Consider the following 23,892-nt stretch of genomic DNA (forward strand, 5'->3'; position numbering starts at 1 on the left):
GCTTTAGGTTGTTGTTTGCGCATGATCTCCGCGCAAACGCGTTCCGCGTTTGTCGCGAGGGAAAACCGCTTCGCACCCTTCCGGATCATGCTTTAGAGGCGTTCGCACGATGTTGGTCGACAGCCACTGCCACCTGGATTTTCCCGACTTTGCGGAAGATCTCGACGGGATCGTGTCGCGGGCGCGCGCGGTCGGCATCGCGCGCATGGTCACGATCTCGACGCGGGTGCGGCGGCTGAGGAACCTGCTCGCGATCGCCGAACGCTATGACGACGTCTATTGCTCGGTCGGCACCCATCCGCACAACGCGGACGAGGAGGACGGAATTGCCCCGGACGAGCTTGTTGCCTTGACGGAGCATCCCAAGGTCGTCGCGCTCGGCGAGGCCGGGCTCGACTATTTCTACGACAACGGCTCGCCGGAGGCGCAGGCGAGGGGCTTTCGCGCCCACATCGCCGCCGCCCGCGCCACCGGCCTGCCGCTGGTGATCCACACCCGCGAGGCCGACGAGGACTGCGGACGCATTCTGGAGGACGAGGCGGCAAGGGGCTCGTTTCGCGCCGTCTTGCATTGTTATACCGGCGGGCGCGAGCTGGCGCTGAAGGCAGTGTCGCTCGGACTCTATATCGGTTTCACGGGAATCCTGACCTTCAAGAAATCGGAAGCCTTGCGCATGCTCGCGGCCGAACTGCCATCCGATCGTATCCTGGTTGAAACGGACTCGCCCTATCTTGCGCCGGGCAAGTTCCGGGGCAAACGCAACGAACCTGCTTATGTGGTCGAGGTCGCAAAGGTGCTCGCCGAGACGCGCGGCGTGTCATTTGACGAGATCTCGCGCCAGACAAGCGAAAACTTCTTCCGCCTGTTCTCGAAGGTGAAAGCGTGAGACTGGGAGCCACATGACGCTGACGCTGACGATCCTGGGCTGCGGCTCCTCCGCCGGCGTGCCGCGCCCGGCGCTCGGCTGGGGTGCCTGTGATCCCAACAACCCCAAGAACCGCCGTCGCCGCTGCTCGCTGCTGGTCGAGCGTGCCTCCGAGCACGGCACCACGCGCATCGTGATCGACACCTCGCCGGACCTGCGCGAGCAGCTGCTCTCGACCAATGTCGACCACATCGACGCGGTGTTCCTGACGCACGAGCATGCCGATCAGACCCACGGCATGGACGATCTGCGTTCGGTCGTCATGCACATGCGCCGGCGCATCCCGACCTATTTCAACCAGTCGACCGCCAAGGACATCCTGTCGCGATTCTCCTATTGCTTCATCTCGCCGGAGGGCAGCGACTATCCGCCGATCCTGACGCGGCATTCGATCGAGGCGGGCGAGAGCCAGACCATTCTGGGGAAGGGTGGCGCCGTGACGATGACTGCCTTCCTGGTGCAGCATGGCAACATTCCCGCGCTCGGCTATCGCATCGGGAATGCCGCCTACACACCCGACCTCAACGACATCCCGCGCGAGAGCTGGGGCACACTGGAAAACCTGGATCTCTGGATCGTCGACGGCCTGCGCTACACCAGCCATGTCAGCCATTTCAGCATCGACGATGCGCTGTCGTGGATCGAGCGGTTCAAGCCGAAGCGTGCGGTGATCACCAACATGACCGCCGACGTCGACTACGAAGTCATCAGGCAGTCGCTGCCCGCAGGCGTGGTGCCGGCCTATGACGGGCTGCGGCTGGAGACGCACTGAACCTCTGGTGGAAATTCTGGGGCCCCGGCGGCACACTCTTTGCTTGCGCCGGCCTCATCATGTTGATCTAACGTCTGAAAGACAGGCGTTGGGGTGAGGGCGATATTCAAGCAAGACCGGCAATCCGACGTGCGATTGCGGGCGTCGATTGAATCGCCTCGAGTGAGGATGGGGATCGCGTTGGCAGGGGATGACCTAACTGCTCGGGGACCGGCGCGCTGCGCCCTGGATCTGCTTTATCTCGGGGCAGGTTACGCCGCCGGCGTCTTCCTTGTTGCGATCTTCGCAATCATGATGGTCATGTCGGTCGGGCGCCAATTTGCGATCAACATTCCCGCCGGCGATGATTTCGCGTCCTGGTGCATGGCCGCGATGGCTTTCCTCGGTCTCGCTCACACCTTCAAGCGCGGAGAGATGATCCGCGTCGGCCTGCTGCTGGAACGTCTGCACGGGCGGACCAAGCAGATCGCGGAGATCGTGGCGCTCGGTATCGCCACCGCCTTCATTCTCTATTTCACCCGCTATGCCGCACAGATGACCTATGATTCCTGGCGCTTCAACGATGTGGCGCAGGGCGTGGTCGCGCTTCCGCTCTGGATTCCGCAGCTCGGTTTCGCCGGCGGTCTCGCGATACTGTCGATTGCGCTGGTCGATGAAATGATCAACGTCGTCAGGGGCAACCGGCCGAGCTACGAGAAGGGCTCGCCGGACGAGACGCCGGACGAATTCATCGAGCGCGTCTCGCAGGGCGGCGGAGGTTGACCATGGCCAATCTCGGCATGATCGAGCTGTCGTTCGTCCTGCTCGGCGTCATGATCCTGCTGCTCGGAAGCGGCGTCTGGATCGCGGTCTCGCTCGGGCTCGTCGGCTTCGTGGCGATGGCGCTGACGACGAGCCTGCCGCTCGGCGCCGTGCTCGCCACCACCACCTGGAGCGCCAGCTCGTCGTGGACGCTGGCCGCACTGCCGCTGTTCATCTGGATGGGCGAGATCCTCTTCCGTACCAAATTGTCGGAAGAGATGTTCCGGGGGCTGTCGCCCTGGGTTCAGTGGCTGCCCGGGCGCCTGACCCATGTCAACGTGGTCGGTTGCGGCATCTTCGCCGCGGTGTCGGGTTCTTCGGCGGCGACCTGCGCGACCATCGGCAAGATCGCGCTGCCCGAGCTCGACAAGCGCGGCTATGACAAGGGCTTGAGTCTCGGATCGCTCGCAGGCGCCGGCACGCTCGGCCTCCTGATTCCGCCGTCGATCCCGATGGTGGTCTACGCGGTCACGGCGAACGTCTCCGTGCTCCAGGTGTTCCTCGGCGGATTCCTGCCGGGTGTGCTCGTGATGGTGCTCTATTCGGGCTACATCATCATCTGGTCGCTGCTCAATCCCAAAAAGGTTCCCCCGCGCGATCCGCCGATGCCGTTCCGGCAGAAGCTGCGGGAGTCGGCGAAGCTCGCGCCCTGCCTGCTTCTGATCCTGGCCGTGTTTCTTTCACTCGTGTTGGGCTTCGCGACCGCCACGGAATGCGCCGCATGGGGCGTCACGGGCGCGCTGCTGCTGGCGTGGTGGAGCGGCACGCTCACGCGCAAGAATTTCCTCGAGAGCATCATGAGCGCGACGCGCCTGACCTGCATGATCATGCTGATCCTGGCGGGTGCGGCCTACACCACGGCCGCGATGGCCTATACGGGCATTCCGGCCGCGCTCGCCACCTGGGTTCAGGGGCAGCAACTCACGCCGAGCATGCTCGCGCTGTATCTGAGCATCATGTACATCATCCTGGGATGCCTGATCGACGGCATCTCGATGATCGTCCTGACCGCCGTCATCGTGCTGCCGATGGTCAAGCAGGCCGGGCTCGACCTGGTCTGGTTCGGCGTCTATCTCATCATTCACGTGGAGATGGCGCAGATCACGCCGCCGGTTGGATTCAATCTCTTCGTGCTCCAGAACATGAGCGGTCGTGATACGTTGACCGTTGCGCGGGCAGCGTCTCCGTTTTTCATCCTGTTGCTCGCTGCCGTGTTCATCATTACGGAGTATCCGCAGATCGTCATGTTCTTGCCGAAGCTCGCTTTCCCGGACTGAGCGTACGAGGTGTTCTAATTGGCTGTGAGGAGAGACCAGATGATGTCACGTTTATTTCGCGCATTCTTGACCGCCGGCGTGGTGGCGTCCGCGACGCCCGCCTTGGCGCAAACCAAATGGAATCTGCCGGCAGCCTATCCTGCCGACAATCCGCATTCCGAAAACCTCGTCGCCTTCGCCAAGGACGTCGAAGCTGCCACGTCCGGAAAGCTCCAGATCACGGTTCATCCCGGCGCTTCGCTATTCAAGGCACCGGACATCAAGCGCGCTGTCGTGACCGGGCAGGCGCAGATGGGAGAGGTGCTGCTGTCGATCCACGAGAACGAGGATCCGATGTTCGGCATCGACGTCGTGCCGTTCCTGGCGACCAGCTTCCCGGACGCGATGAAGCTGTATCAGGCTTCCAAGCCTGCGATCGTCAAGAAGCTCGATGCACAGGGTCTCAAGCTGCTGTTCGTCGTGCCGTGGGCGCCGCAGGGCGTCTATGTCAACAAGCCGCTCGCGACGATCGAGGACATGAAGGGCCTGAAATGGCGCGCCTACAACGTCGGAACGGCGCGGATCGGCGAATTGGTCGGCGCGCAGTCGGTCACGATCCAGGCGGCCGAGCTGCCGCAGGCGCTTGCGACCGGCGTGGTGAATTCCTTCATGTCGTCCGGCGGCACGGGCTACGACTCGAAGGCCTGGGAGTCGCTAAAATACTTCTATGACGTGCAGGCCTGGATTCCGAAAGACTACACCTTCGTCAACAAGGCCGCTTTCGACGCGCTCGACAAGCCGACCCAGGAGGCCATCCTCAAAGCCGCCGCGACCGCGGAAACCCGCGGCTGGAAGGCCTGGCAGGACAAGAGCACCTGGTACATCGACCAGCTCAAGGCGAAAGGCATGACCGTCGAGCCGCCGAGCCCGGCACTCAAGGCCGGCTTCCAGAAGATCGGCGAGCAGCTCACGGCCGACTGGCTCAAGAAGGCAGGGCCTGATGGCCAGGCGGTGGTCGACGCCTACAAGAAGATGTGAGGGGCAAGGTCTTCCGCTCGCCGTATTCAGACGTGCGGGCGGAAGACCCTCCAGACGATGTTCAGGCCGAGATCGCCTTTGCTGATCCGACCTCGTTGCGCAGCAGGAATTTCTGGATCTTGCCGGTCGAGGTCTTCGGGATAGGCCCGAACACGACCGCCTTCGGCGTCTTGAATCCGCTCATGTGCGAACGGCAGAAGGCGATGATGTCGGCCTCGCTCGCGCTTGCGCCTTCCTTCAGTTCGACGAAGGCGCAGGGCACTTCGCCCCATTTCGGATCGGGCTTTGCGACCACGGCTGCGAAAAGCACGGCCGGGTGCTTGTAGAGGATGTCCTCGACCTCGACGGAGGATATGTTCTCGCCGCCGGAGATGATGATGTCCTTGGAGCGGTCCTTGATGATGACGTAGCCGTGCTCGTCGAGCACGCCGAGGTCGCCGGTGTGAAACCAGCCGCCCTCGAAGGCTTCCTTCGTTGCCTTCTCGTTCTTGAGATAGCCCTTCATCACGATGTTGCCGCGGAACATGACCTCGCCGATGGTCTCGCCGTCGCGCGGCACCTGCCTCATCGTTTGCGGGTTGATGACGGTGACGCTTTCCTCGAGCGGGTAGGGCACGCCCTGCCGGCGCTTCATGCGCGCGCGCTCGGGAGCGGGAAGCTCGTCCCAGCCGGGCTGCTCGGCACAGACGGAGGCGGGGCCGTAGACCTCGGTCAGGCCGTACACATGCGTCAGCTTGATGCCGATGCTTTCGGCGCCTTCCAGCACCGCGACAGGCGGCGCGGCGCCTGCGATCAGGCCGACGACGCGGCGGGCCGCACTGCCTTTCGGCGCATCGGGCGCGTTGATCAGCGTGTTGTAGACGATCGGCGCGCCGCACATGTGGGTGACGCCGTGCTGTTTGATCAGCTCGAAGATTTTGGTCGGCTCGACCTTTCGCAGGCAGACATTGATGCCGGCGGCCGCCGCAATCGTCCACGGGAAGCACCAGCCGTTGCAGTGGAACATCGGCAGCGTCCAGAGATAGACCGGATGCTGACCGAGGTTGCCGGCGAGGATGTTGCTGACCGCATTCAGGTAGGCGCCGCGATGGTGAGTGACGACGCCCTTGGGATTGCCCGTCGTGCCCGAGGTGTAGCTCAGCGCGATCGCGTCCCACTCGTCATTCGGCGTGATCGCGACGAAGCCGGGATCGCCTTGGGCAACGGCGGCCTCATACTCGATCTCGCCGATCCGCTTGCCGCCCTTGAAGGCGGCGTCGTCGACATCGATCACGAATGGCTTTGGCCCGCTCATCTGCGCCAGTGCGTCGGTGATGACGCCCGAAAATTCGGGATCGACCAGGATGATCCTGGCCCCGCCATGGTCGAGCTGGAACGCGATCGAAGGCGCATCGAGGCGGATGTTGAGCGCGTTGAGCACGGCGCCGGTCATCGGCACGGCGAAGTGCGCCTCGTTCATCGCCGGAATGTTGGGCAACATCGCCGCAACGGTGTCGCCGACGCCGATACCCTTGCCCGCGAGCCAGGATGCAAATCGCTTGCAGCGCTCATGGGTCTGCGCCCAGGTGAAGCTGCGCCCCTCGTAGACCGTGCTGAGATGACCAGGATACACCGCGGCGCTGCGCGCGAGGAAGCTCAGAGGGCTCAGGGGCACGTAGTTGGCGGGAGTCTTGTCGAGGCCGATATTGTACTGGTTCTGCCGCTCACTCATCGACACCCTCCTGAAAACACCTCAAAGGAATCCGATCGAAATCCAGGGGAAGATCGCGACGATGATCAATCCCACCAGCAGCGCCAGCATATAGCCCCAGATCGGCCTGATGCCCTCGGCCGGATCGACGCGTCCGATAGCGCAGGCGGCATAATAGCCGACGCCGAAGGGCGGGGCGAATAGCCCGATACCCATGGCGAGAATGATCACCATGGCATAATGCACCTCGTGCACGCCGACGGCGCGGGCGATCGGGAACAGCAGCGGCCCGAACAGCACGATCGCCGGGATGCCCTCGAGCACGCTGCCGAGAATGGTGAAGGCAAGGATCGACACGGCGATGAAGGTCGCCGCGCCCCCCGGCAGTCCCGTCATGGCCGCCGCCAGCGAGCGCGAGAAGCCTGATTGGGTCAGGCCCCAGGCCATGCCGGTCGCCGTGCCGATGATCAGGAGGATTGCACCCGACAGCGCGGCCGTCTCGACCAGCATCGGGAACAGCCGCCGCCAGTCGAAACGGCGGTAGACGAGGAGGCCGACGAGAGCGCCATAGACGATCCCGATGGTCGAGACTTCAGTCGCGGTCGCGATGCCCTCGACCACGGCATAGCGGATCACGAAGGGCAGCGCGAGCGCGGGCAGGGCGACGATGAAGGTCCTGGCGATCTCGCCACCCGTGGCGCGGCGGACGTGGCTCATGTCCTCGCGGCGGTAGCGCCACCATACCAGCAGGCACAGCGTGATCGCGAGCACGACGCCGGGCAAGAGGCCGCCGGTGAACAGCGCCGCGATCGAGACGCCGGTGACCGAGCCGATCGTGATCAGCACGAGGCTAGGCGGAATGGTCTCGGTCTGAGCGCCCGTCGCCGCCAGAAGCGCGACGAGATCGCCGGGCCTGGCGCCGCGCTGTTTCATCTCCGGAAACAGCACGGGCGCAACGGCCGCCATATCGGCCGCCTTGGCGCCGGAAATGCCGGACACGAGGTACATCGCGCCGACCAGGACGTAATGCAGGCCGCCGCGGACATGACCAAGCAGGCTCGCCAGGAACGCCACCATGGCCCGCGCCATGCCGGTCATCTCGATCAGGAGGCCGAGGAATACGAACAGGGGCACGGAGAGCAGGATGAGGTGGCTCATGCCCTCGTCCATCCGCCCGACCAGCACCATGACGGGCGTCCGCGTCGTCAGCGCGAGATAGCCGAAGATGGCGAGGCCAAAGCCGAACGCAATGGGAACGCCGGCAAAGACGCAGAAGCCTGCAACGCCGACGAAAAAGATGACGAGGTTGAGATTGCCGAGCGGCCGCAGCGACGGCTCCGCCAGCCAGAATGCGCCGATCACGACCGCAACCGACAGCACGGCGGCTGCAACCATTCGGTAGTCGGCCGCGCGTAGCAGCCGGAGCAGGGCGAACGCCACCATCAGGCCGATGCCGACCGGCAGTGCGGCAGCGCGCCACATATTGGAGATCTGCAGTGCCGGGGTGGTGATGTAGCTCTCTTCGTAAGCATAGTCGCAGGACGGCCAGACGATCAGCGCAAGAAACGCCAGCGCCGCGCAGGTCGCGACCAGATCGAGATAGGCCCGCATCGCAGGCTTCGCGCGCGCCACGATCGCGGTCATGCGCATGTGCTCGGAGCGGCGGAACGCGACCGCCGCGCCCAGCATCGCCAGCCACAGGAAGAGAATCGAAGCGAGCTCGTCCGACCAGATCAGCGGTCGGTGCAGGCCGTAGCGCGCGACCACGCCGGCAAACAGGATCACGATCTCGGCGACGACCAGGATCGCCGCCGGGATTTCAACGAGAAGGCCGAGTACGCGCTCCGTTGAGCCCAGCAACGAAGGTCGGCGAGGGGACTGCACAGTCGCCTCGCCCGCCAATTCGGTCACCTCGACCTCGACATGAGCCATGACGGCCCCGACGCGCTACGACAGCTTGCCCACGGCCTTTTCCAGCAGGTCCCAGGCCTGGTCGCCATATTTGCCTTTCCACTCGGCATAGAAGCCGGCAGTCCGCAGCTTGTCGCGGAACGGCGCCACGGCCGGCTGATTGAAGGTCAGGCCCTTGGTCGCGAGCTCCTGCTGGAGGTTGGCATTGAGCTTGGCGGTATCCTCGCGCTCCTTGACGGCCGCGGCGTTGATGTTCCTGGCGACGACGGTGCGCACGTCCTGCGGCAGCTTTTCCCAGGCCCTGCGGTTGGCCAGGAACCAGAAGCCGTCCCACATGTGGTTGGTCAGCGAACAGTACTTCTGCACCTCATAGAGCTTCGCGGTCGAGATGATCGCGAGCGGGTTCTCCTGGCCCTCGACGATCTTGGTCTGGAGTGCCGAATAGACCTCGCTGAAATTGATCGAGGCAGGGGCCGCGTCGAACGCCTTGAACATCGAGGTCCACAGCGGCGACACCGGCACGCGGATCTTGAAGCCCTTGAGATCCTCCGGACCGTTGATCGGCTTGGTCGACGACGTGGTCTGGCGGAAGCCGTTGTCCCAGATCTTGTCCATGACCTCGAGGCCGGCCTTCTTGATCTCACCGCGGACATGGGCGCCGAGGTCGCCGTCCATGGCCTTCCAGACCGTATCGTAGTCCGGGAACGCGAAGCCGATGCCGTTGATGGACGCCGCCGGCACCAAAGTCGACAGGATCAGGCCGGACAGCGTGAAGAACTCGACGCCGCCGGAGCGGATCTGGCTCAGCATGTCGGTGTCGGACCCGAGCTGGTTGTTCGGGAAGATCTGGAGGTCGAACTTGCCGCCGGTCTCGCTCTTGATCGCCGCCGCCATCTCCCTGGCGCGCACGTTCATCGGATGGGTGTCAGGCAGGTTGTTGGCGTATTTGTAGGTGAACTCGGCGCTCTGGGCGCGGGCCACATGGGGCGCGCTGAGGCCGCCCAGGACCGCGGTCGCGGCGGAGGCCTTGAGAAGCGTGCGTCGGGAAAAGCGCGTTGAAAGGACCATGGGTCTGCTTCCTCGGAAGGTTTGTTGTTGTTCTGAGATGCAAACCTATACGGACGGTCGGCCTGAAGGTCATCTGCGATCTCGCGAGGCCCCGCTTATTGCAGCCGGACAAGGTCACGGCAATATCGGCTTTCGGAACACGGGGGCGATTTCAAAATCTGAAAAACAACCCCATGCAAAGTAGCCGTCAATAGCTGAGGCGATCGTCGAGGCACGGACCAAATCGGCGCCCGAGTGAAGATACGGCAGCAGGAGTTTCCTCTAAATGATTGATCGAATTGAATATAAAAATATTCCATAATATACCTTATGCGAATTCGAGATTGGGGCATGCTGGTCCAGCAGCCCTGCCGCCGGTCAGCAGATCCCGCCCGAACTGAGCTCGTATTGCATCAGAGGACTGCCCTGCCTCGGGCGCACGGCATCTCTCATAGCCTCGTCGACATGGGCGAGGCCCCCGCGATCGGCTCGCGTCCGGACGGACACCCCTGGGACATCGGCATCGCCGATCCAGACATCGTGGATCGCATGAAAACGGTGCTGCCGATCGTGGACCGCACCGTGTCCACCTCGGGCGGCTACGGCTTCCGGTTCGATTCCAGGGCACGCTTCAATCACCTGTTCGATCCCCGGACCGGCGGCTGCGCTCTGCGCTATCGCAGCGTGACGGCCGTGTCCCGCAGCGCGACCGCCGCGGACGCACTGTCGACGGCGTTCAGCCTGATGCAGGAAGACGAGATTCGAACGCTTTTGCCGCGCGTCGACATCGACCGCGTGCATCTGATCGACGAAGCCGGCAAGTCGGTCGAATTGGCCGCGTAGCACGCAACGAGGACGCTGGTTTCTTTCGGGCGATTTTTCGGTCTGTGATCGCGAAGAAAGTTCGGAATTGTGGGCTAGTTCATAGAAGCAAGCGCGCCGGAGCCGCACAGTTGGGGCGCTCTATGGCTCGAACTGCCGCGACGAAGACGGTGCAGCCGAAAGGCGGCGTCAAGATTCATGCGCGCATTGAAAATATTGTGAGCCAGATTGCATGTTTGCGGAAATGAAAACGTAACAGCTGCATTTTTGCGAGGGCACAATTTAGGGCCGCTCGCACCAGGGGGGTAGAGACATGCGCCGGGATTTGACCATCAAGACCGGCAGCATGGCCGGCACGTCGGATTTCAGGGTGATGGCTCCGATCAAGAAGGGGTTCGTGCCGTCCCTGGACGCGACGACGTACAAGACGCGAGTCAAATACGTGCTGCGGGCGCTGAATGGCGGACGCGCCAGCGCGTATGAATACGAGCTCGCCCGTGTGTTGTCGGACTCCGTGGACCGCGTCGGACGCATCCACTCCGTGAGCATCGCCGTGCTCGAACCCGAGGACGATGCCGAGGACGCGGTGGACTATGTGCTGCTGACCGCGACGTTCGACGGCTCCTGGGAAGCCTATGTCCGCGTCATCTGGCAGAAGGCCGCCCGGCTGCTCGACCTGATCTTCTGCAATACCGAGGGCTATTGGCTCGGTCACGAGAACACCTACGAAAACTGGGGCATTTGGCTAAAGAGCAGGCAGACCGAAGCCTATTTCCTCTATTCCACCCCTGACCTGACCGTGGATGATACGCGCTTCCTGCGGATGGAGGAGCGCGTCTATCGGCGAGCCTCGGGCCCAGGCGCCGATCGGATCGTCACGCAGATCAGAATTCCGTCGCCGGAGGACATTGCGCGACGCTCGATATTCGAGGTCGACGGCAAGATCGGCGTCGATCCGACCAATGCCGGCTTCAGCCAGCCGCTCACCATCGAAGCTGCCGGCCGGCCTCCGTTTCGCCACGGCATACGCGCGCTGGCGGCGCTCTACCATCTGGCCGACTTCTATCCGCCGGGGACGCATGACGGGGTGATTCTGCATCGGGCCGCCCACGAGCTGCTGCCGGAATTCGTCACCATGATCAACGACCCCATTTACGCCGAAGGCGTCACGCGCGCCCGCCTTCGCTATGAAGAGGCCCTGCTCTGGTTGATGACGCCGCCCGACGTGGCGCCGGTGCGGCGCAAGCTGCCGCTCGCCCTGCCGGCCGAACTGCCGTTGCAGGATCGCGGCAACGTGCAAGGCGGGATCTTGACCGCCTACCCCGCTTCGGATCACGGCTGCCTGCTGCTCTTGCAGTTCGCCAGTCCGGCCGCGCTGGCGGCTTTTCTCAACGTCCTGCAAGTGACGTCCGAAGCCGACGCCCTGACCCCGGGGCAGATCGTTACCAACATCGCATTCACGATCGAGGGGCTGCGCCACGCCGGCCTGTCCGACGCGGAGGTGCGCACATTGCCGGAAGAGTTTGTGCAGGGCATGGAGAGACGCGCCGGCCTGCTCGGCGACGTGCGCTGGAATCATCCCCAGCGCTGGCGCCTTCCGGCAAGCAACTGGGCGCTCGGCATCGGCGCGCCGGACCTGCGCGAAGATGATCCTGCGCCGCGCATCAGCATGAGTTCCGTCCATGCCGTCCTTCAGCTTCGCCTGCTGTCCAGGGACCCGAATAAAGACCCGCAGGCGGCGGCGGATGCGAGAAAACCGCTGATGGCCGAAATGAGCCGCCTGGTCGAGGTGGATCCAGGCGTCAGGCCGCTCTCGATTCAGTGGATGCAGCGGCAGCGGGATGGATCCAACATGAAAGACCATTTCGGTTTCGCCGACGGCACTTCGAATCCGGTGCTGTACGAGAGCCAGGCCGGCAAGAGCTATTCCAATCAGGTGCATCTCGGCGAGATTCTGTGCGGCTACCCGAACCTCGCCGACGAGACGGCGCCGCTTGGCGATGCGACCAATCGTGCTCACGCGATGCTCCGCGACGGCAGTTTCATGGCGCTGCGCAAGCTGCGACAGGATGTCGAGCAGCTCGAGAATGTCCTGTCCCGCGCCACGCGACAGGCGACCGAGGCGGCCAGCCCGGACGCACCTGCCCTGACGCGCGAGATGCTGATGGCCAAGATGATGGGACGCTGGCCGACCGGCCATCCGCAGGCCGGCCAACCCCTGACCCCTACTCCACCTCCCGACGAGGCCCGCAACGACTTCAACTACGACGCCGATGCGCAGGCCCAACTGTGTCCGTTTCACGCGCACATACGGCGCGCCAATCCGCGTATCCCGATCACCAGGGCGGATGCCGGCGCCCGGCCCCCCCGGATCGTCAGGCGCGGCATGTCCTACGGTCCGCCCGTCAACCGTGACGACCCGCAAGCCGCCAAATCCGCCCCGCAACCGGAGCGCGGCCTGGTTTTCATGGCCTACAATGCCAGCCTCGGCGAGCAGTTCGAGGTGGTGCAGAGCTGGCTCGCCGGCGGCAACAGCTCGGGATCCTCCTCCCGCGAAAGCGATCCTTTCCTCGGCCTCGCCGAACCCGGCCGGCTTCGGCATTTCCGTTTCGAGCATGGCGGCCGGACCGTTCGTGTGGCGCTGGACGGCTCGGACCGGCTCCACGACGAGCCCCGTCCGTTCGTACGTCTGGAATGGGGAGCCTATTTCTTTGCGCCATCGAAGAAGGCACTTGCCGATCTGCAGCAATGGGCGGCGAGCCAGGGACACAAACCGGCGGTGACGTGGAGCGTGGATGACGGCGAAAGAGAGATCGCGCGTCTGCGCCTGATCGAGAGCCGGCAGGGCGAAGCCGCGGCGATGGCCGCCTGGAAGACGGCGCTCGAAGATCCGGATTCAGCCTCGCATTTCGTCAACGCGTCGATCTGGGCTGCAATCCGCGAGCGCCACGGCGGCGTGCTGCGTACGCCCTTCGGGGTCCTGGTGGCCGACCGCGACCTCGTCCATCAAGTCTTCACCGATTCCGACACCAAGCTGACCATCACCGGCTACTTGCCCCGCATGACGCGGTCGTTCGGCATCCTCTATCTCGGCCGCGACGCCAGACAGCCAGACCAGGTCTACGAACAGGAATCTGCCGTCTGCAACGCTGCGATCATGGCCCTCGACCAATTCGCCACGTTCGAGCTGGCGCGCGGGGTCGTAAAGAAGGTGCTGGGCTTCATGGTCCAGCAGACGATCGGTTATGCCGCCCACGACGGCGAAGCGAGCTGGGAATTGACCGTCGACGTGCACGAATTGGTGGATCCGCTGCTCGGCGCCTTCTGCGAAGAGTGGTTCGGATTGAGCGAGGCCGGCGGCTATTTCCGCCGCGCCGGCTATCGCTGGGATTGGAAGCCAGGCGAGCCGCCCGGTTATCCCGGCCATTTCCTCTCCCCTTCGCGCTACATCTTCCAGCCCCACCCGAACAAGACAGTGGAGGCGATCGGCGCGGCACATGGCGACGCTGCACGCCGCGCCATGGAAGGTTTCCTGACGCAGTTCGGGCCGACAAACGGACCCGTCACGAAGGCCGTCTACAACTCGCCGCGGGGCACTGGGGACATCCCGTTCGTGGCGCGCACGATCGCCGGCGCCATGATGGGCTTCATTCCGACGGTCGACGGAAACCTGCGCAGGATATTGAACGAATGGCTGCGCGAAGGAACGTTGTGGGCGTTGCGCGCCCGCTATGCCGGCACGGTCGCGAAGGACTACACCGAGGCCCTCAACCGGCTGAGAGACGACTTCATTCCGGCCATGCAGTTGCGCGCGGTGCCCGAACTGATCTGGCGGACGGCCGTCGTTTCGCACACCATCGGAGATGTCGAGATCAGGCCGGGAGATGTCATTGTCGCCGGCGCGGTCTCCGCCACCCAGCAGAACCTCGTCGAAGGGCGTCAGGACATCTATCACGCCTTCGGCGGCAACCGCAGGGTCGCGGGCCATCCCACCCATTCGTGTCCGGGCGCAGACCCGGCACTGGCCGTGATGCTGGGTTTCTTCTGCGGACTGTTGGAGGCGCCGCTGTCCATGCGCACCGGCCCCATTCCAATGAGCTTGACGATGGACGGAAGGGTTCCCGCGCCGCCGCCGTCGCCCTCACCCTAAGGCAGGGCTATCTCATCGTTGGCGCAGATGACGGGCGTGCCGGCGACAAGCCGGATCGCCTGCTCCGCATGCCAGCGCATGCCGAGCGCCTGCAGTTTCTCGGCGGCTTCCACTGCCGTCTCGCGGGCCGCCTCGCCCTGCCCCTGTTGCGCGAGAAGCTCACTGCGCGCAGCCAGATTCAGGGCGGCGTCGCGCAGCGACCCACGCCAGCCTGCGGAGGTTTCGGCCCGCTGCAACCAGCGCCGGCTTAGTCCGAAATCCCGGCGCTGGGCCGCGAGCTTCGCGAGCGAGCGGCATGCCGCCGCTTCGCCTAGCCGCTCGCCTTCCCGCGCGCGGCGCAGGACATGGGCGGCGTACCGCCGTGCCGCATCGACATCACCTTCGGCTGCTGCCGCCTCGACCAGCCAACTATATTGAACCGACGTGTAGAAGTGGAAGTTTCGCCTTTCCATCCATTCCGCCGCGTTCCGCAATTGCTGCAAACCTTCGGCATCTCCGGTCGCCGACCAGCGGGCAAATCCGGACGCGGCGCGGCAGGCAGCCAGCAGCAGCAGGCTGCGCATATTCTCGGCGACACGAGCTCCCTCGACGGCGAGCCGCTCGGCCTCCTGCCAGCGACCTTGCCAGACCAGCACGACCGAGACCCAATTGCGCACCGAACTGACGACCGGGTGGGTCGAGCCTTCGACCAAGGCCATCGCTTCTTTGAAACACTCGTGAGCGCCGTCGAAATCTCCGCGATCGGCGAGCACACTGCCTTTGCACGACAACGCGTAGGCCGTGCCGATGGCGATCGCGCCATGCCGGCGGCTGCGTTGCTGCTTGGTCGAGATGGCAGCGTCGATCAAGGTGATGGCTTCGTCGTATTGGCAGCTTGCAGCGAGAATCTGGCCCAGTGACGCTTCGATCTGCGCGATCATGCGGTGCTCACCGAGCTTGCGCGCCAATTCAAGTGCTGTCCGTGTGTGTGTCACGCCCTCCCGAAAGCGGCCGAACCCGTAGCACATGTAACCAAGCCATTCATAGGCACTGGCCATCGCGCCGGTGTCGCCGAGCGATGTCGCGATCACGACCGCCTGCTCAAAGACGGTGGTATCGTCGGTCAACGACATCGGGTCGAAAATGTTGACCAGACCTAATTTATTGGCCAGCAAGCACCAGCGCAGCGACTGCTCACGCGAGCGATCCGGCACGCGATCCAGCGATTGCATGGCCACCTGATATTGGGCTCGGGCGCGATCCAGCGCGAACGCAGCCATGGCCTTGTCGCCGGCGCGCTCGGCATAATGGGCCGCGCTCTCCCAATGACCTGCGCCGCGCGAGTGGTAGGCCAGCGCTTCCAGCGTGTCCTCGCGATCGGCCTGCCCGGATCGTGCCAGCAATTCGCCCTGGATGCGCCTGTGCAATGCCTGACGCTCGTGCAGGCCGATCGTGTCGTACACCGCGTCCCGCGTAATGCCGTGCTTGAAGCGCAGGACGCCGCCCGCTGGATCGGCGTAAAGAAAATCTGCGTCGGCCAGTGCCCGCATCTTTGCCGGGTCGGGTTCGCTGCCGCAGGCCGAAACCAGCAACCCGTGCGGCACCGTGTTTCCAATGACCGCCGCGGCGCGCACCACGTTCACCTCATCCGGCGGCAGGCGCGCCAACCGCGAGGCGACCAGCGTTGCGATCCATCCCTGCTTGCTGCGTATCTCGAACGAAAGAGGATCGTTGGCCGCTATGGAGTGGCACAGCTCTTCGATGAACAGCGGCACCCCGCCAGCATAGGCGTGAACGCGAGCCACCAGGAAGGGATCGGCCTGCGGCACCCAGCGTCGCACAGCCAGATCGGTTTCCGGGCCCTGGAACGGCTCGAGCTGCAGATGAGGCGCGCTGGAAATCCATTCCGTGCCGTCGTCGCGCGGCCGGCTGGCGAGGATGACGCGCGGTCCATTGGGCAATTGCAGGAGGGCCTCCAGCAGCTGCCGGCTCGCGTCGTCGGACCATTGCCAGTCGTCGATCACCAGCACCGACGGCCCGTGCGCCGACAAGACGGTAAAGAATCCGAGCAGGTCACCGACCACGCCGTCGACGGTCATCCGGCCGCCGCGCGCATCGGCGCCGGTCGACGCCAGCGCGAGGATCGATTCAGCACGCGGCCCGAGCTGGGCGGCCCATGGCTGCAGGCCTGCGCGGGCAATCTCGTCGGCCTCGACGACAGATGCGTCCGGCCGGATTCCCAGGTAGGTGCGCAGCATTTGCAGGAATGGTTGCAGGACCTCGGCACCGGCATAGCTTTCGCAGCTGCCCCGCAGCAGCTTGAAGGGCTCGGTACCACAGTGTTGCAACACTTCTTCCAGGAGCCGCGTCTTCCCGAGCCCGGGACCGCCGACGACGACCACGCAACGTTGCCTGGTCGGATGTGCCTCGCTGAGAAAACCGGTCAGAAAGTTGAAAGCCTCGTTGCGACCAATAAAGGGCGTCAGGCCGCGACGAGAAGTTGCCTCGAATCGGCGGGTCGCCGTGCTTCGTCTCAGCACCACGCGCGCCTGCGGCATTCCGGCCGCTGCACCCGATGTCTGAAGGCGGTCGCCGAGCTCGAAGAAATTTGCATGCGGACCGAGGGCATCGATGCTGGCGAGGACCTGCCCCGGCGCAGCGTAGCGCGACAGGTGCGCCGCCGTGTTCACGACATCGCCGATGAGGTCGTATCGGCCGGACTCGATATCTCCCTCGGTCAGGAGCAAGGTGCCGGCGTGGATGGCGGAATGCATTTGCAGCGGCATGAGAGCCGGCGGCACGCCATCATGGCGCAACTGCCCAACCCACTCGTGAATATCGAGTGCCGCCTCCGCGGCGCGACGACCGTCGTCCTCGCCCGACTGGGGATAGCCGAACACAGCGAGGGCACCGTCTCCCTGCGTTCTGATGATGCGACCGCCGTGCCCGGCCACCGCGCGATGCCAAATCTCCCGCAGTTGGCTCAGGAGCTCGGAAAGGTGCTCGGATTCGATATCTCTACCTAAGGCTGTTGACCCCACGAGGTCAGAGAAAAGCACCGTCAACCGATGACGTTCGCCTTTCGGGGCGCGGGTCTGCGTATTCATCGTCGGTCGCAGCCAACTCGTTACGCGAACAGCAAGCCCGGTCTCCAGCTGGTGCCGGACCGGATGCCGCGAGGCATGATAAAGGCCGTAGTATCCCGCCTACCTTTCGCGAGCACAAGACGAAAGCTCGTGGGATCGCATTCGCCGAACATGGCTCTCGGCACAGCCGCCGCGACCAAATCTAACCCATTAAAAAACCTGACGCATTTTCCTCTATGGACGGCGCGTGCGGTTCGCGGCATTTGCGCAAGCCGGGCTGGATTCGCCTATCCGGCAACTCGAATACCCGGGGAAAGCCGGGTCCTCGCGCGCCCACAGCGGCTTCGGCACGCAGCATGAAATGATCGAGACAGCGACACGTGATCACTCAGCCGGCGGCTCTGGCGATGAAGATCCCGGTGGAAGGATGGCGCACTTGCGCTTTAGCGTAGCGGCATCAGATCAAGATGGCTCTGCGCCTTCTTGACGGCCGCTGCGAACCAGCTCTGGCTTGGCGCTTCCCTGGCGAAGCACTTGGTGTAGGCGTCCATGGCTTGGTCTTCGCGGGCCATGGCGTCCTGCGGCGTCTTCTTGGCCATCATCTGCCTCCAGACCTTCTCGCAGGCCGGAATCGGAGTGGTCTTCAAAGCGTCCGATGCCGCGATGAAGAACACCTTGTCGCCATGGATCGCGACGATGTCGATTTCATGCGGCGGTGCTTTGAGACCGCCATTGCCGCGCACGCCGAGCACGGCGGCCGCGGCGCTTGCGGCCGAAGGCTTGGTGATAGGCAGCTCCGCATAGATGGCGAAGGCGGCGTCCTGGATTGCATAGTAGTAGAAGCGGTCGGACTTCAACGCAGCGCCGCTCTCCTGCGGCATGCCATCCTCGCGATGCTCGCCCAGCCAGTCACCAATCGTCTCCACGCTGTTTGCGGGGATGCCGGCGCACAGATGTCGTCACGCTGACGTGCCCGTATTGCGCGGCAACGAACGCTCGACAGGCGGGGACCATTGCGCCTATCTTGACCGCCATGAGCCACGACCACCACCACGATCACGACCATTCCGAGCTGTCGGAGACCGAGCTGCGCGTGCGCGCGCTCGAAACGATCCTGACCGAAAAAGGCTATGTCGAGCCGGCCGCGCTCGACGCCATCATCCAGGCCTATGAGACCAAGATCGGCCCACACAACGGCGCACGCGTCGTCGCCAAGGCCTGGACCGATCCGGCCTTCAAGAAGGCGCTGCTGGAGGACGGCAGCAAGGCCATCGGCACGCTCGGCCATGTCAACCGCGTCGGCGATCATCTCGTCGTGGTCGAGAACACGCCGGAGCGGCACAACATGGTCGTGTGCACGCTGTGCTCCTGCTACCCCTGGGAAATGCTGGGACTGCCGCCGGTCTGGTACAAGGCTGCGCCCTACCGCTCCCGCGCCGTGAAGGACCCGCGCGGCGTGCTCGCCGATTTCGACGTCACCCTGCCCGAGGACATGGAGATCCGGGTGTGGGATTCCACCGCCGAGACGCGCTTCCTGGTGCTGCCGATGCGCCCCGCGGGCACCGAGGGCTGGAGCGAGGATCAGCTCGCCGAGCTCGTCACCCGCGATTCCATGATCGGCACCGGCTTCCCCAAGACGCCCGGAGCCCCGTCATGAACGGCGTGCACGACATGGGCGGCATGGACGGGTTCGGCAAGGTCGAGCCCGAGCCCAACGAGCCGATGTTTCACGCCCATTGGGAAGAGCGCGTGCTGGCGATGGTGCGTGCAATGGGCGCCGCCGGTGCCTACAACATCGATACCTCGCGCTTCTATCGCGAGACGCTGCCGCCTGACGTTTATCTCTCCAGTTCCTACTACAGGAAATGGTTTCTCGGTCTGGAGGAGATGCTGATCGCCAAGGGCTATCTCACCCGCGAGGACGTTGCCGCCGGGCATGCAGTGCAGCCGGCCAAGGCACTCAAGCACGGCAAGTTCGATCTCGCCAATGTCGAGCGCGTGATGGTGCGCGGCAAGTTCGACCGCCCTGCCCCGGCGCCGGCGAAATTCAACATCGGCGACCGTGTCCGCGCCAAGAACATCCATCCGGCCACGCACACAAGGCTGCCGCGTTATGTGCGCGGCCATGTCGGTGTGGTCGAGCTGAACCATGGCTGTCACGTATTTCCGGATTCCGCGGCGATCGAGCGCGGCGAGAACCCGCAATGGCTCTATACGGTGGTGTTCGAGGGCCGCGAACTCTGGGGCCCCGATGGTGATCCGACGACGAAGGTCTCGATCGACGCGTTCGAGCCCTATCTGGACCTGGTATGATGAGCAGCACACATGCTGCCGCGGCCGCGACAGCGGCCATCCCGAGCATCCCCCGCGATGACGACGGCCCGGTGTTCCGCGCACCCTGGGAAGCGCATGCGTTCGCGATGGCATTGACGCTGCACGAACGCGGCGTGTTCACCTGGCCGGAATGGGCCGCGGCCCTCGCCGACGAGATCAAGCGCGCACAGGCAGCCGGAGATCCTGACACGGGTGAGACTTATTATCTGCACTGGCTCGCGACGCTGGAAGGCCTCGTCGCGCGCAAGGGCGTCGCCTCGACGGAGACCCTGCACCGTTACCGCGACGCCTGGGACCACGCCGCGGACCGCACGCCGCATGGCAAGCCGATCGAGCTGCGGCCGGAGGATTTTCGGTAGGTCGCGCGCGCACCCGCCATTGCAAGCGGCTCGCTCTCGTGTCCCGGACAAGCTGCAACGCGCAAGCGTTGCGGCGCAGAGCCGGGACCCAGATGACGGCACGATAGGTTGCCGAGGCATGGGCCCCGGCTCTGCAGCGCACCGCTGAAGAAGCGCTGCGCTGCGTCCGGGGCACGCAAGAGCAGTGCGGCGGACCTACTTCCCCGCCACGAACTCTCGCCATCCCTTCTCCCGCAGGCTGCACGCCGGGCACTCGCCGCAGCCATAGCCCCAATCGTGCTGCGCGCCGCGTTCGCCGAGATAGCAGGTGTGGGAGTGCTCGCGGATGAGATCGACCAGCCCCTCGCCGCCGAGATCATGCGCGAGCTTCCACGTCGCCGCCTTGTCGATCCACATCAAGGGCGTATGCAACTCGAACTTGCGCGCCATGCCGAGCGAGAGCGCGGCCTGCATGGCGCGGATGGTCTCGTCGCGGCAGTCCGGATATCCGGAATAGTCGGTCTCGCACATGCCGCCGACGATGTGGCTGATGCCGCGCCGATAGGCCAGCGCCGCAGCGAAGGTCAAGAACACGAGGTTGCGGCCAGGCACGAACGTGTTCGGCAGGCCGTCGGCGCCCATCGCGATCGCGACGTCGCGGGTCAGCGCCGTTTCGGACACGGCCGCCAGCGTCGGGATCGATAGCGTATGGCTCTCGCCGAGCCTTGCGGCCCAATCCGCGCGCAGCCGCTTGATGCCATCGATCAGGCGCTCGCGGCAGGCCAGCTCGACGGCATGGCGCTGACCGTAGTCGAACCCCAGCGTCTCCACGCGGGCAAAGCGGCTGAGCGCCCAGGCGAGGCAGGTGGTGGAATCCTGACCGCCGGAGAACAGCACCAGGGCGGTTTCTGATGAAAATGTGTCGCTCATGGCCCGCGCTTTAGCATTGCGGAACGTATCAGCCAATCGGTGGAAATCGGCCCGTTCCGCGCACCCGCGCTGGGAACGGCGGTCCGCTTTTGGCATAACGCTGGAAGCCAGGAGATTGCCCCGCAATGACCCCTTCCCGCGACATTTCCCGCCTGATCGAGATCATGGCGGCACTGCGCACGCCGGTGACCGGCTGCCCCTGGGACCTCGAGCAGAATTTTGCGACCATCGCGCCCTACACGATCGAGGAGGCCTATGAGGTGGTCGACGCCATCAGCCGCGACGACCTCGACGATCTCTGCGAAGAGCTCGGCGATCTCCTGCTCCAGGTCGTGTTCCACGCCCAGATGGCGTCGGAGCAGAACGCGTTCGATTTTGGGGACGTCGTCGAGGCCATCACACGAAAAATGATCCGGCGCCATCCGCATGTCTTCGCCGACAAGGACGGCAATCTCGCCTCCTCCCACGTCAAGGAAGTCCGGGACCGCATCAAGGCCGAGGAGAAGGCCGAGCGCGCCGCGCGTCGCCCGCCGGAGCAGGTGCCATCCCACAACTCGCTGCTATCAGGCGTGAAGGGCGGCCAGCCCGCCTTGACGCGCGCCATGGAGCTCCAGCGCAAGGCCTCCACCGTCGGCTTCGACTGGAACGACCCGCGCGCCGTGCTCGCAAAGATCCGCGAGGAAGCCGACGAGATCGAGGCCGCGCTCGACCGCAACGACAAGCAGGAGCTGGCAGAAGAGACCGGCGACCTGATGTTCGCCCTCGTCAACCTTGCCCGTCATGTCGACGCCGATCCGGAGGCCGCCTTGCGCGCGACCAATGCAAAATTCGAGCGGCGCTTTGCCTACATCGAGCGCGCGCTGGAGGCGCAGGGCCGGACGCTCGAGCAGGCGTCGCTTGCGGAGATGGACGCGCTGTGGAATGCAGCCAAAGCTGAGACGAAGCCGCCGTCAGAGGAGCGCAATCAAGCCCGCCGCTAATTCCGGCGTCGTCCCTGCGTACGCGATGCGTACGCGGGGACCCATACCGCGTGATCTCGCTGTGGCGCGACGCGGCCAATACCGTGCACCAAACTCCATCCTGTGGTTATGGGGCCCTGCGTTCGCAGGGACGACACCGCTTATGTGGCGTGATGCGGCACGGCGTCGAACCTGTTCACCACGATATCCCGCTTGGTCTCGTCCACCCGCACGGTCATGTCGAAGCGGCCGTCGTGCAGCTCCTTGGCCAGCACCTCGGCATTGCGATGCAGCCAGCTGATGCCGGCCCCGTCGGCGGCGTCGATGGAGAGGTCGAGCGTTGTGCGCTTGGCGGCGAGGCGTTGCTCGATCGCGGCGAGCAGTGCGTCGATGCCCTCACCCGATACGGCGGAGACCAGCATCGCCGGGTGATCCTCCGGTCTGCGCGCGGCGATGTTCAGGAGTTCGTCGCGCTGCTCGGCGTCGAAACGGTCGATCTTGTTCCAGACTTCGATGATGCGGCCGGAATCGTCAGGGTTGATGCCGAGCTGGCGCAGCACGGCATCCACGTCGCTCTGCTGCGCTTCGGCGTCCTCGTGCGAGATGTCGCGGACATGCAGGATGACGTCGGCTTCCAGCACCTCCTCCAGCGTGGCGCGGAAGGCGGCGACGAGCTGGGTCGGCAGATTGGAGATGAAGCCGACGGTGTCCGATAGCATTGCCTTGCCGCCATGCGGCAGGTTGAGCGCGCGCAAGGTCGGGTCGAGCGTTGCGAACAGCATGTCGGCCGCCTGCACGTCGGCGCGGGTCAGGCGGTTGAACAGCGTCGACTTGCCGGCATTGGTGTAGCCGACCAGCGCAACGACGCGATACGGCACGCGCTGGCGGCCGGCGCGGTGCAGACGCCGCGTCGCCTGTACCTTCTTCAGTTCGCTCTCGAGCTTGGAGATGCGCTCCTGGATCAGGCGGCGGTCCGCCTCGATCTGCGTCTCGCCGGGACCGCCCATGAAACCGAAGCCGCCGCGTTGGCGCTCCAGATGGGTCCATGAGCGCACCAGGCGCGAGCGCTGGTAGTTGAGATGCGCAAGCTCGACCTGGAGCGAGCCTTCCCTGGTCTTGGCGCGGCGGCCGAAGATTTCCAGAATGAGCCCGGTGCGGTCGAGCACCTTGGCCTGCCATTCCTTCTCGAGGTTGCGCTGCTGGATCGGCGCCAGCGCGCAATCCATCACCACGAGCTCGACATCGAGGCTCTTGATCAGCCCGGTGATCTCCTCGACCTTGCCCTTGCCGATATAGGTCGCGGGCCGGATCTGGCTGACCGGAGCGATGATGGCGTCGGCAATAACGAGATCGATCGCGCGCGCGAGGCCCGCGGCCTCGTCGAGCCGCGCCTCGGCGTTGCGAAGGACATAACCTTCCGATTGCGCATCGGCATTGCCTGCGCGCACTCGCAAGTAGGGGCCGATGACCAGCACCCGCCCCGTATGAGCCCCTGTCGACCGCGGACGGTCGGCATCCCCGCCGAAATTCCGGGGTTCCAATCAGATCACTCTCAAGCCGGCTGATCCTCGCCGCCTTCGAACAACTGGATGGGTGCGCCCGGCATGATGGTCGAGATCGCATGCTTGTAGACGAGCTGCGAGTGACCGTCGCGCCGCAGCAGCAGACAGAAATTGTCGAACCAGGTCACGATACCCTGGAGCTTCACTCCGTTGACCAGAAAGATCGTCAGTGGCGTCTTGGTTTTGCGAACGTGATTGAGAAAGGTGTCCTGTAGGTTTTGTGCGCGGTCTGCCGCCATTGTTTTTTTCTCGCTTTGAGTTTCTTTTTATTGCGCCGGTTGCAGCCCTCTTG

General features: G+C 64.5%; 18 protein-coding genes and 1 pseudogene. 11 read left to right on the plus strand and 8 right to left on the minus strand.

The genetic code is table 11. From position 1 onward, the window contains the following. The first annotated feature begins 109 nt into the window (after positions 1-109). From XH87_RS13050 to XH87_RS13070, 5 genes are all read left to right on the plus strand, one after another. Positions 110-886, plus strand: coding sequence for a TatD family hydrolase (locus XH87_RS13050; RefSeq protein WP_271587578.1), 777 nt, complete (start codon positions 110-112; stop codon positions 884-886). Between the two features lie 13 nt (positions 887-899). After that, a complete protein-coding gene (locus tag XH87_RS13055) occupies positions 900-1,697 on the plus strand; it encodes an MBL fold metallo-hydrolase (protein WP_271587579.1) in 798 nt (265 codons plus the stop codon). Between the two features lie 168 nt (positions 1,698-1,865). Next, complete coding sequence (locus tag XH87_RS13060) at positions 1,866-2,459, plus strand: TRAP transporter small permease (protein ID WP_271587580.1); 594 nt, start codon at positions 1,866-1,868, stop codon at positions 2,457-2,459. 2 nt (positions 2,460-2,461) lie between these two features. Further along, the gene (locus tag XH87_RS13065; protein WP_271587581.1) at positions 2,462-3,775 is read left to right on the plus strand and encodes a TRAP transporter large permease; all 1,314 of its coding nucleotides are present in this window, start codon (positions 2,462-2,464) and stop codon (positions 3,773-3,775) included. Between the two features lie 39 nt (positions 3,776-3,814). Continuing rightward, positions 3,815-4,792: a TRAP transporter substrate-binding protein gene (locus XH87_RS13070; protein ID WP_271587582.1), complete on the plus strand. Its 978-nt coding sequence runs from the start codon at positions 3,815-3,817 to the stop codon at positions 4,790-4,792. Positions 4,793-4,853: 61 nt separating this feature from the next. Here the strand turns inward: XH87_RS13070 and XH87_RS13075 are convergent, their stop codons facing one another. From XH87_RS13075 to XH87_RS13085, 3 genes are read right to left on the minus strand one after another with little or no spacing between them, the layout of a single operon-like run. Next, complete coding sequence (locus XH87_RS13075) at positions 4,854-6,503, minus strand: acyl-CoA synthetase (RefSeq protein ID WP_271587583.1); 1,650 nt, start codon at positions 6,501-6,503, stop codon at positions 4,854-4,856. Positions 6,504-6,524: 21 nt separating this feature from the next. Then, a complete protein-coding gene (locus XH87_RS13080) occupies positions 6,525-8,414 on the minus strand; it encodes a TRAP transporter large permease (protein ID WP_271587584.1) in 1,890 nt (629 codons plus the stop codon). Positions 8,415-8,429: 15 nt separating this feature from the next. After that, a complete protein-coding gene (locus XH87_RS13085) occupies positions 8,430-9,461 on the minus strand; it encodes a TRAP transporter substrate-binding protein (RefSeq protein WP_271587585.1) in 1,032 nt (343 codons plus the stop codon). Between the two features lie 330 nt (positions 9,462-9,791). Here XH87_RS13085 and XH87_RS13090 point away from each other — a divergent pair, with 330 nt between their 5' ends. Further along, a complete protein-coding gene (locus XH87_RS13090) occupies positions 9,792-10,283 on the plus strand; it encodes an FAD:protein FMN transferase (RefSeq protein ID WP_271587586.1) in 492 nt (163 codons plus the stop codon). A 292-nt stretch (positions 10,284-10,575) separates the two neighbouring features. Then, positions 10,576-14,412, plus strand: coding sequence for a hypothetical protein (locus XH87_RS13095; RefSeq protein ID WP_271587587.1), 3,837 nt, complete (start codon positions 10,576-10,578; stop codon positions 14,410-14,412). Here the strand turns inward: XH87_RS13095 and XH87_RS13100 are convergent. Together XH87_RS13100 and XH87_RS13105 are read right to left on the minus strand one after the other, a co-directional pair. Then, entirely contained in the window at positions 14,409-17,498 is a 3,090-nt protein-coding gene (locus XH87_RS13100) for an ATP-binding protein (RefSeq protein WP_271587588.1), read from the minus strand. The genes XH87_RS13095 and XH87_RS13100 overlap by 4 nt on opposite strands. A 422-nt stretch (positions 17,499-17,920) precedes the next feature. Further along, positions 17,921-18,385, minus strand: a pseudogene (locus tag XH87_RS13105) (hypothetical protein); the annotation flags it as partial. 125 nt (positions 18,386-18,510) lie between these two features. Here XH87_RS13105 and nthA point away from each other — a divergent pair. The 3 genes from nthA to XH87_RS13120 are packed head-to-tail and all read left to right on the plus strand — an operon-like array spanning position 18,511 to position 20,170. After that, positions 18,511-19,134: a nitrile hydratase subunit alpha gene (nthA, locus tag XH87_RS13110; protein WP_271587625.1), complete on the plus strand. Its 624-nt coding sequence runs from the start codon at positions 18,511-18,513 to the stop codon at positions 19,132-19,134. Then, complete coding sequence (gene nthB / locus XH87_RS13115; RefSeq protein WP_271587589.1) at positions 19,131-19,790, plus strand: nitrile hydratase subunit beta; 660 nt, start codon at positions 19,131-19,133, stop codon at positions 19,788-19,790. Before nthA ends, nthB begins: the two co-directional genes overlap by 4 nt. Beyond that, positions 19,790-20,170, plus strand: coding sequence for a nitrile hydratase accessory protein (locus XH87_RS13120; protein WP_271587590.1), 381 nt, complete (start codon positions 19,790-19,792; stop codon positions 20,168-20,170). Before nthB ends, XH87_RS13120 begins: the two co-directional genes overlap by 1 nt. 195 nt (positions 20,171-20,365) lie before the next feature. Here XH87_RS13120 and queC read toward each other — a convergent pair whose 3' ends face one another. Beyond that, entirely contained in the window at positions 20,366-21,079 is a 714-nt protein-coding gene (gene queC / locus XH87_RS13125) for a 7-cyano-7-deazaguanine synthase QueC (protein ID WP_271587591.1), read from the minus strand. A gap of 125 nt (positions 21,080-21,204) precedes the next feature. Here queC and mazG point away from each other — a divergent pair, with 125 nt between their 5' ends. Continuing rightward, a complete protein-coding gene (gene mazG / locus XH87_RS13130) occupies positions 21,205-22,059 on the plus strand; it encodes a nucleoside triphosphate pyrophosphohydrolase (protein ID WP_271587592.1) in 855 nt (284 codons plus the stop codon). 140 nt (positions 22,060-22,199) lie between these two features. On the opposite strand, the gene hflX is transcribed toward mazG, so the two are convergent. Then, the gene (hflX, locus tag XH87_RS13135; protein WP_271587593.1) at positions 22,200-23,579 is read right to left on the minus strand and encodes a GTPase HflX; all 1,380 of its coding nucleotides are present in this window, start codon (positions 23,577-23,579) and stop codon (positions 22,200-22,202) included. Positions 23,580-23,590: 11 nt separating this feature from the next. Next, positions 23,591-23,839, minus strand: a complete 249-nt coding sequence (gene hfq / locus XH87_RS13140) for an RNA chaperone Hfq (RefSeq protein WP_007591126.1) — start codon at positions 23,837-23,839, stop codon at positions 23,591-23,593. Between the last annotated feature and the right edge of the window lie 53 nt (positions 23,840-23,892).

The sequence above is a fragment of the Bradyrhizobium sp. CCBAU 53415 genome (genome assembly GCF_028128735.1).
Classification (GTDB): Bacteria; Pseudomonadota; Alphaproteobacteria; order Rhizobiales; family Xanthobacteraceae; genus Bradyrhizobium.

Bases quoted from the DNA above. Each gene is read 5' to 3' on its own strand.
- XH87_RS13075 (WP_271587583.1), bottom strand. From the start codon at position 6,503: ATGAGTGAGCGGCAGAACCAGTACAATATCGGCCTCGACAAGACTCCC.
- mazG (WP_271587592.1), top strand. From the start codon at position 21,205: ATGACCCCTTCCCGCGACATTTCCCGCCTGATCGAGATCATGGCGGCA.
- XH87_RS13065 (WP_271587581.1), top strand. From the start codon at position 2,462: ATGGCCAATCTCGGCATGATCGAGCTGTCGTTCGTCCTGCTCGGCGTC.
- nthB (WP_271587589.1), top strand. From the start codon at position 19,131: ATGAACGGCGTGCACGACATGGGCGGCATGGACGGGTTCGGCAAGGTC.
- XH87_RS13120 (WP_271587590.1), top strand. From the start codon at position 19,790: ATGAGCAGCACACATGCTGCCGCGGCCGCGACAGCGGCCATCCCGAGC.
- hfq (WP_007591126.1), bottom strand. From the start codon at position 23,839: ATGGCGGCAGACCGCGCACAAAACCTACAGGACACCTTTCTCAATCAC.
- XH87_RS13080 (WP_271587584.1), bottom strand. From the start codon at position 8,414: ATGGCTCATGTCGAGGTCGAGGTGACCGAATTGGCGGGCGAGGCGACT.
- XH87_RS13090 (WP_271587586.1), top strand. From the start codon at position 9,792: ATGCTGGTCCAGCAGCCCTGCCGCCGGTCAGCAGATCCCGCCCGAACT.
- nthA (WP_271587625.1), top strand. From the start codon at position 18,511: ATGAGCCACGACCACCACCACGATCACGACCATTCCGAGCTGTCGGAG.
- XH87_RS13100 (WP_271587588.1), bottom strand. From the start codon at position 17,498: ATGAATACGCAGACCCGCGCCCCGAAAGGCGAACGTCATCGGTTGACG.
- queC (WP_271587591.1), bottom strand. From the start codon at position 21,079: ATGAGCGACACATTTTCATCAGAAACCGCCCTGGTGCTGTTCTCCGGC.
- XH87_RS13050 (WP_271587578.1), top strand. From the start codon at position 110: ATGTTGGTCGACAGCCACTGCCACCTGGATTTTCCCGACTTTGCGGAA.
- XH87_RS13085 (WP_271587585.1), bottom strand. From the start codon at position 9,461: ATGGTCCTTTCAACGCGCTTTTCCCGACGCACGCTTCTCAAGGCCTCC.
- XH87_RS13095 (WP_271587587.1), top strand. From the start codon at position 10,576: ATGCGCCGGGATTTGACCATCAAGACCGGCAGCATGGCCGGCACGTCG.
- XH87_RS13055 (WP_271587579.1), top strand. From the start codon at position 900: ATGACGCTGACGCTGACGATCCTGGGCTGCGGCTCCTCCGCCGGCGTG.
- XH87_RS13070 (WP_271587582.1), top strand. From the start codon at position 3,815: ATGATGTCACGTTTATTTCGCGCATTCTTGACCGCCGGCGTGGTGGCG.
- XH87_RS13060 (WP_271587580.1), top strand. From the start codon at position 1,866: ATGGGGATCGCGTTGGCAGGGGATGACCTAACTGCTCGGGGACCGGCG.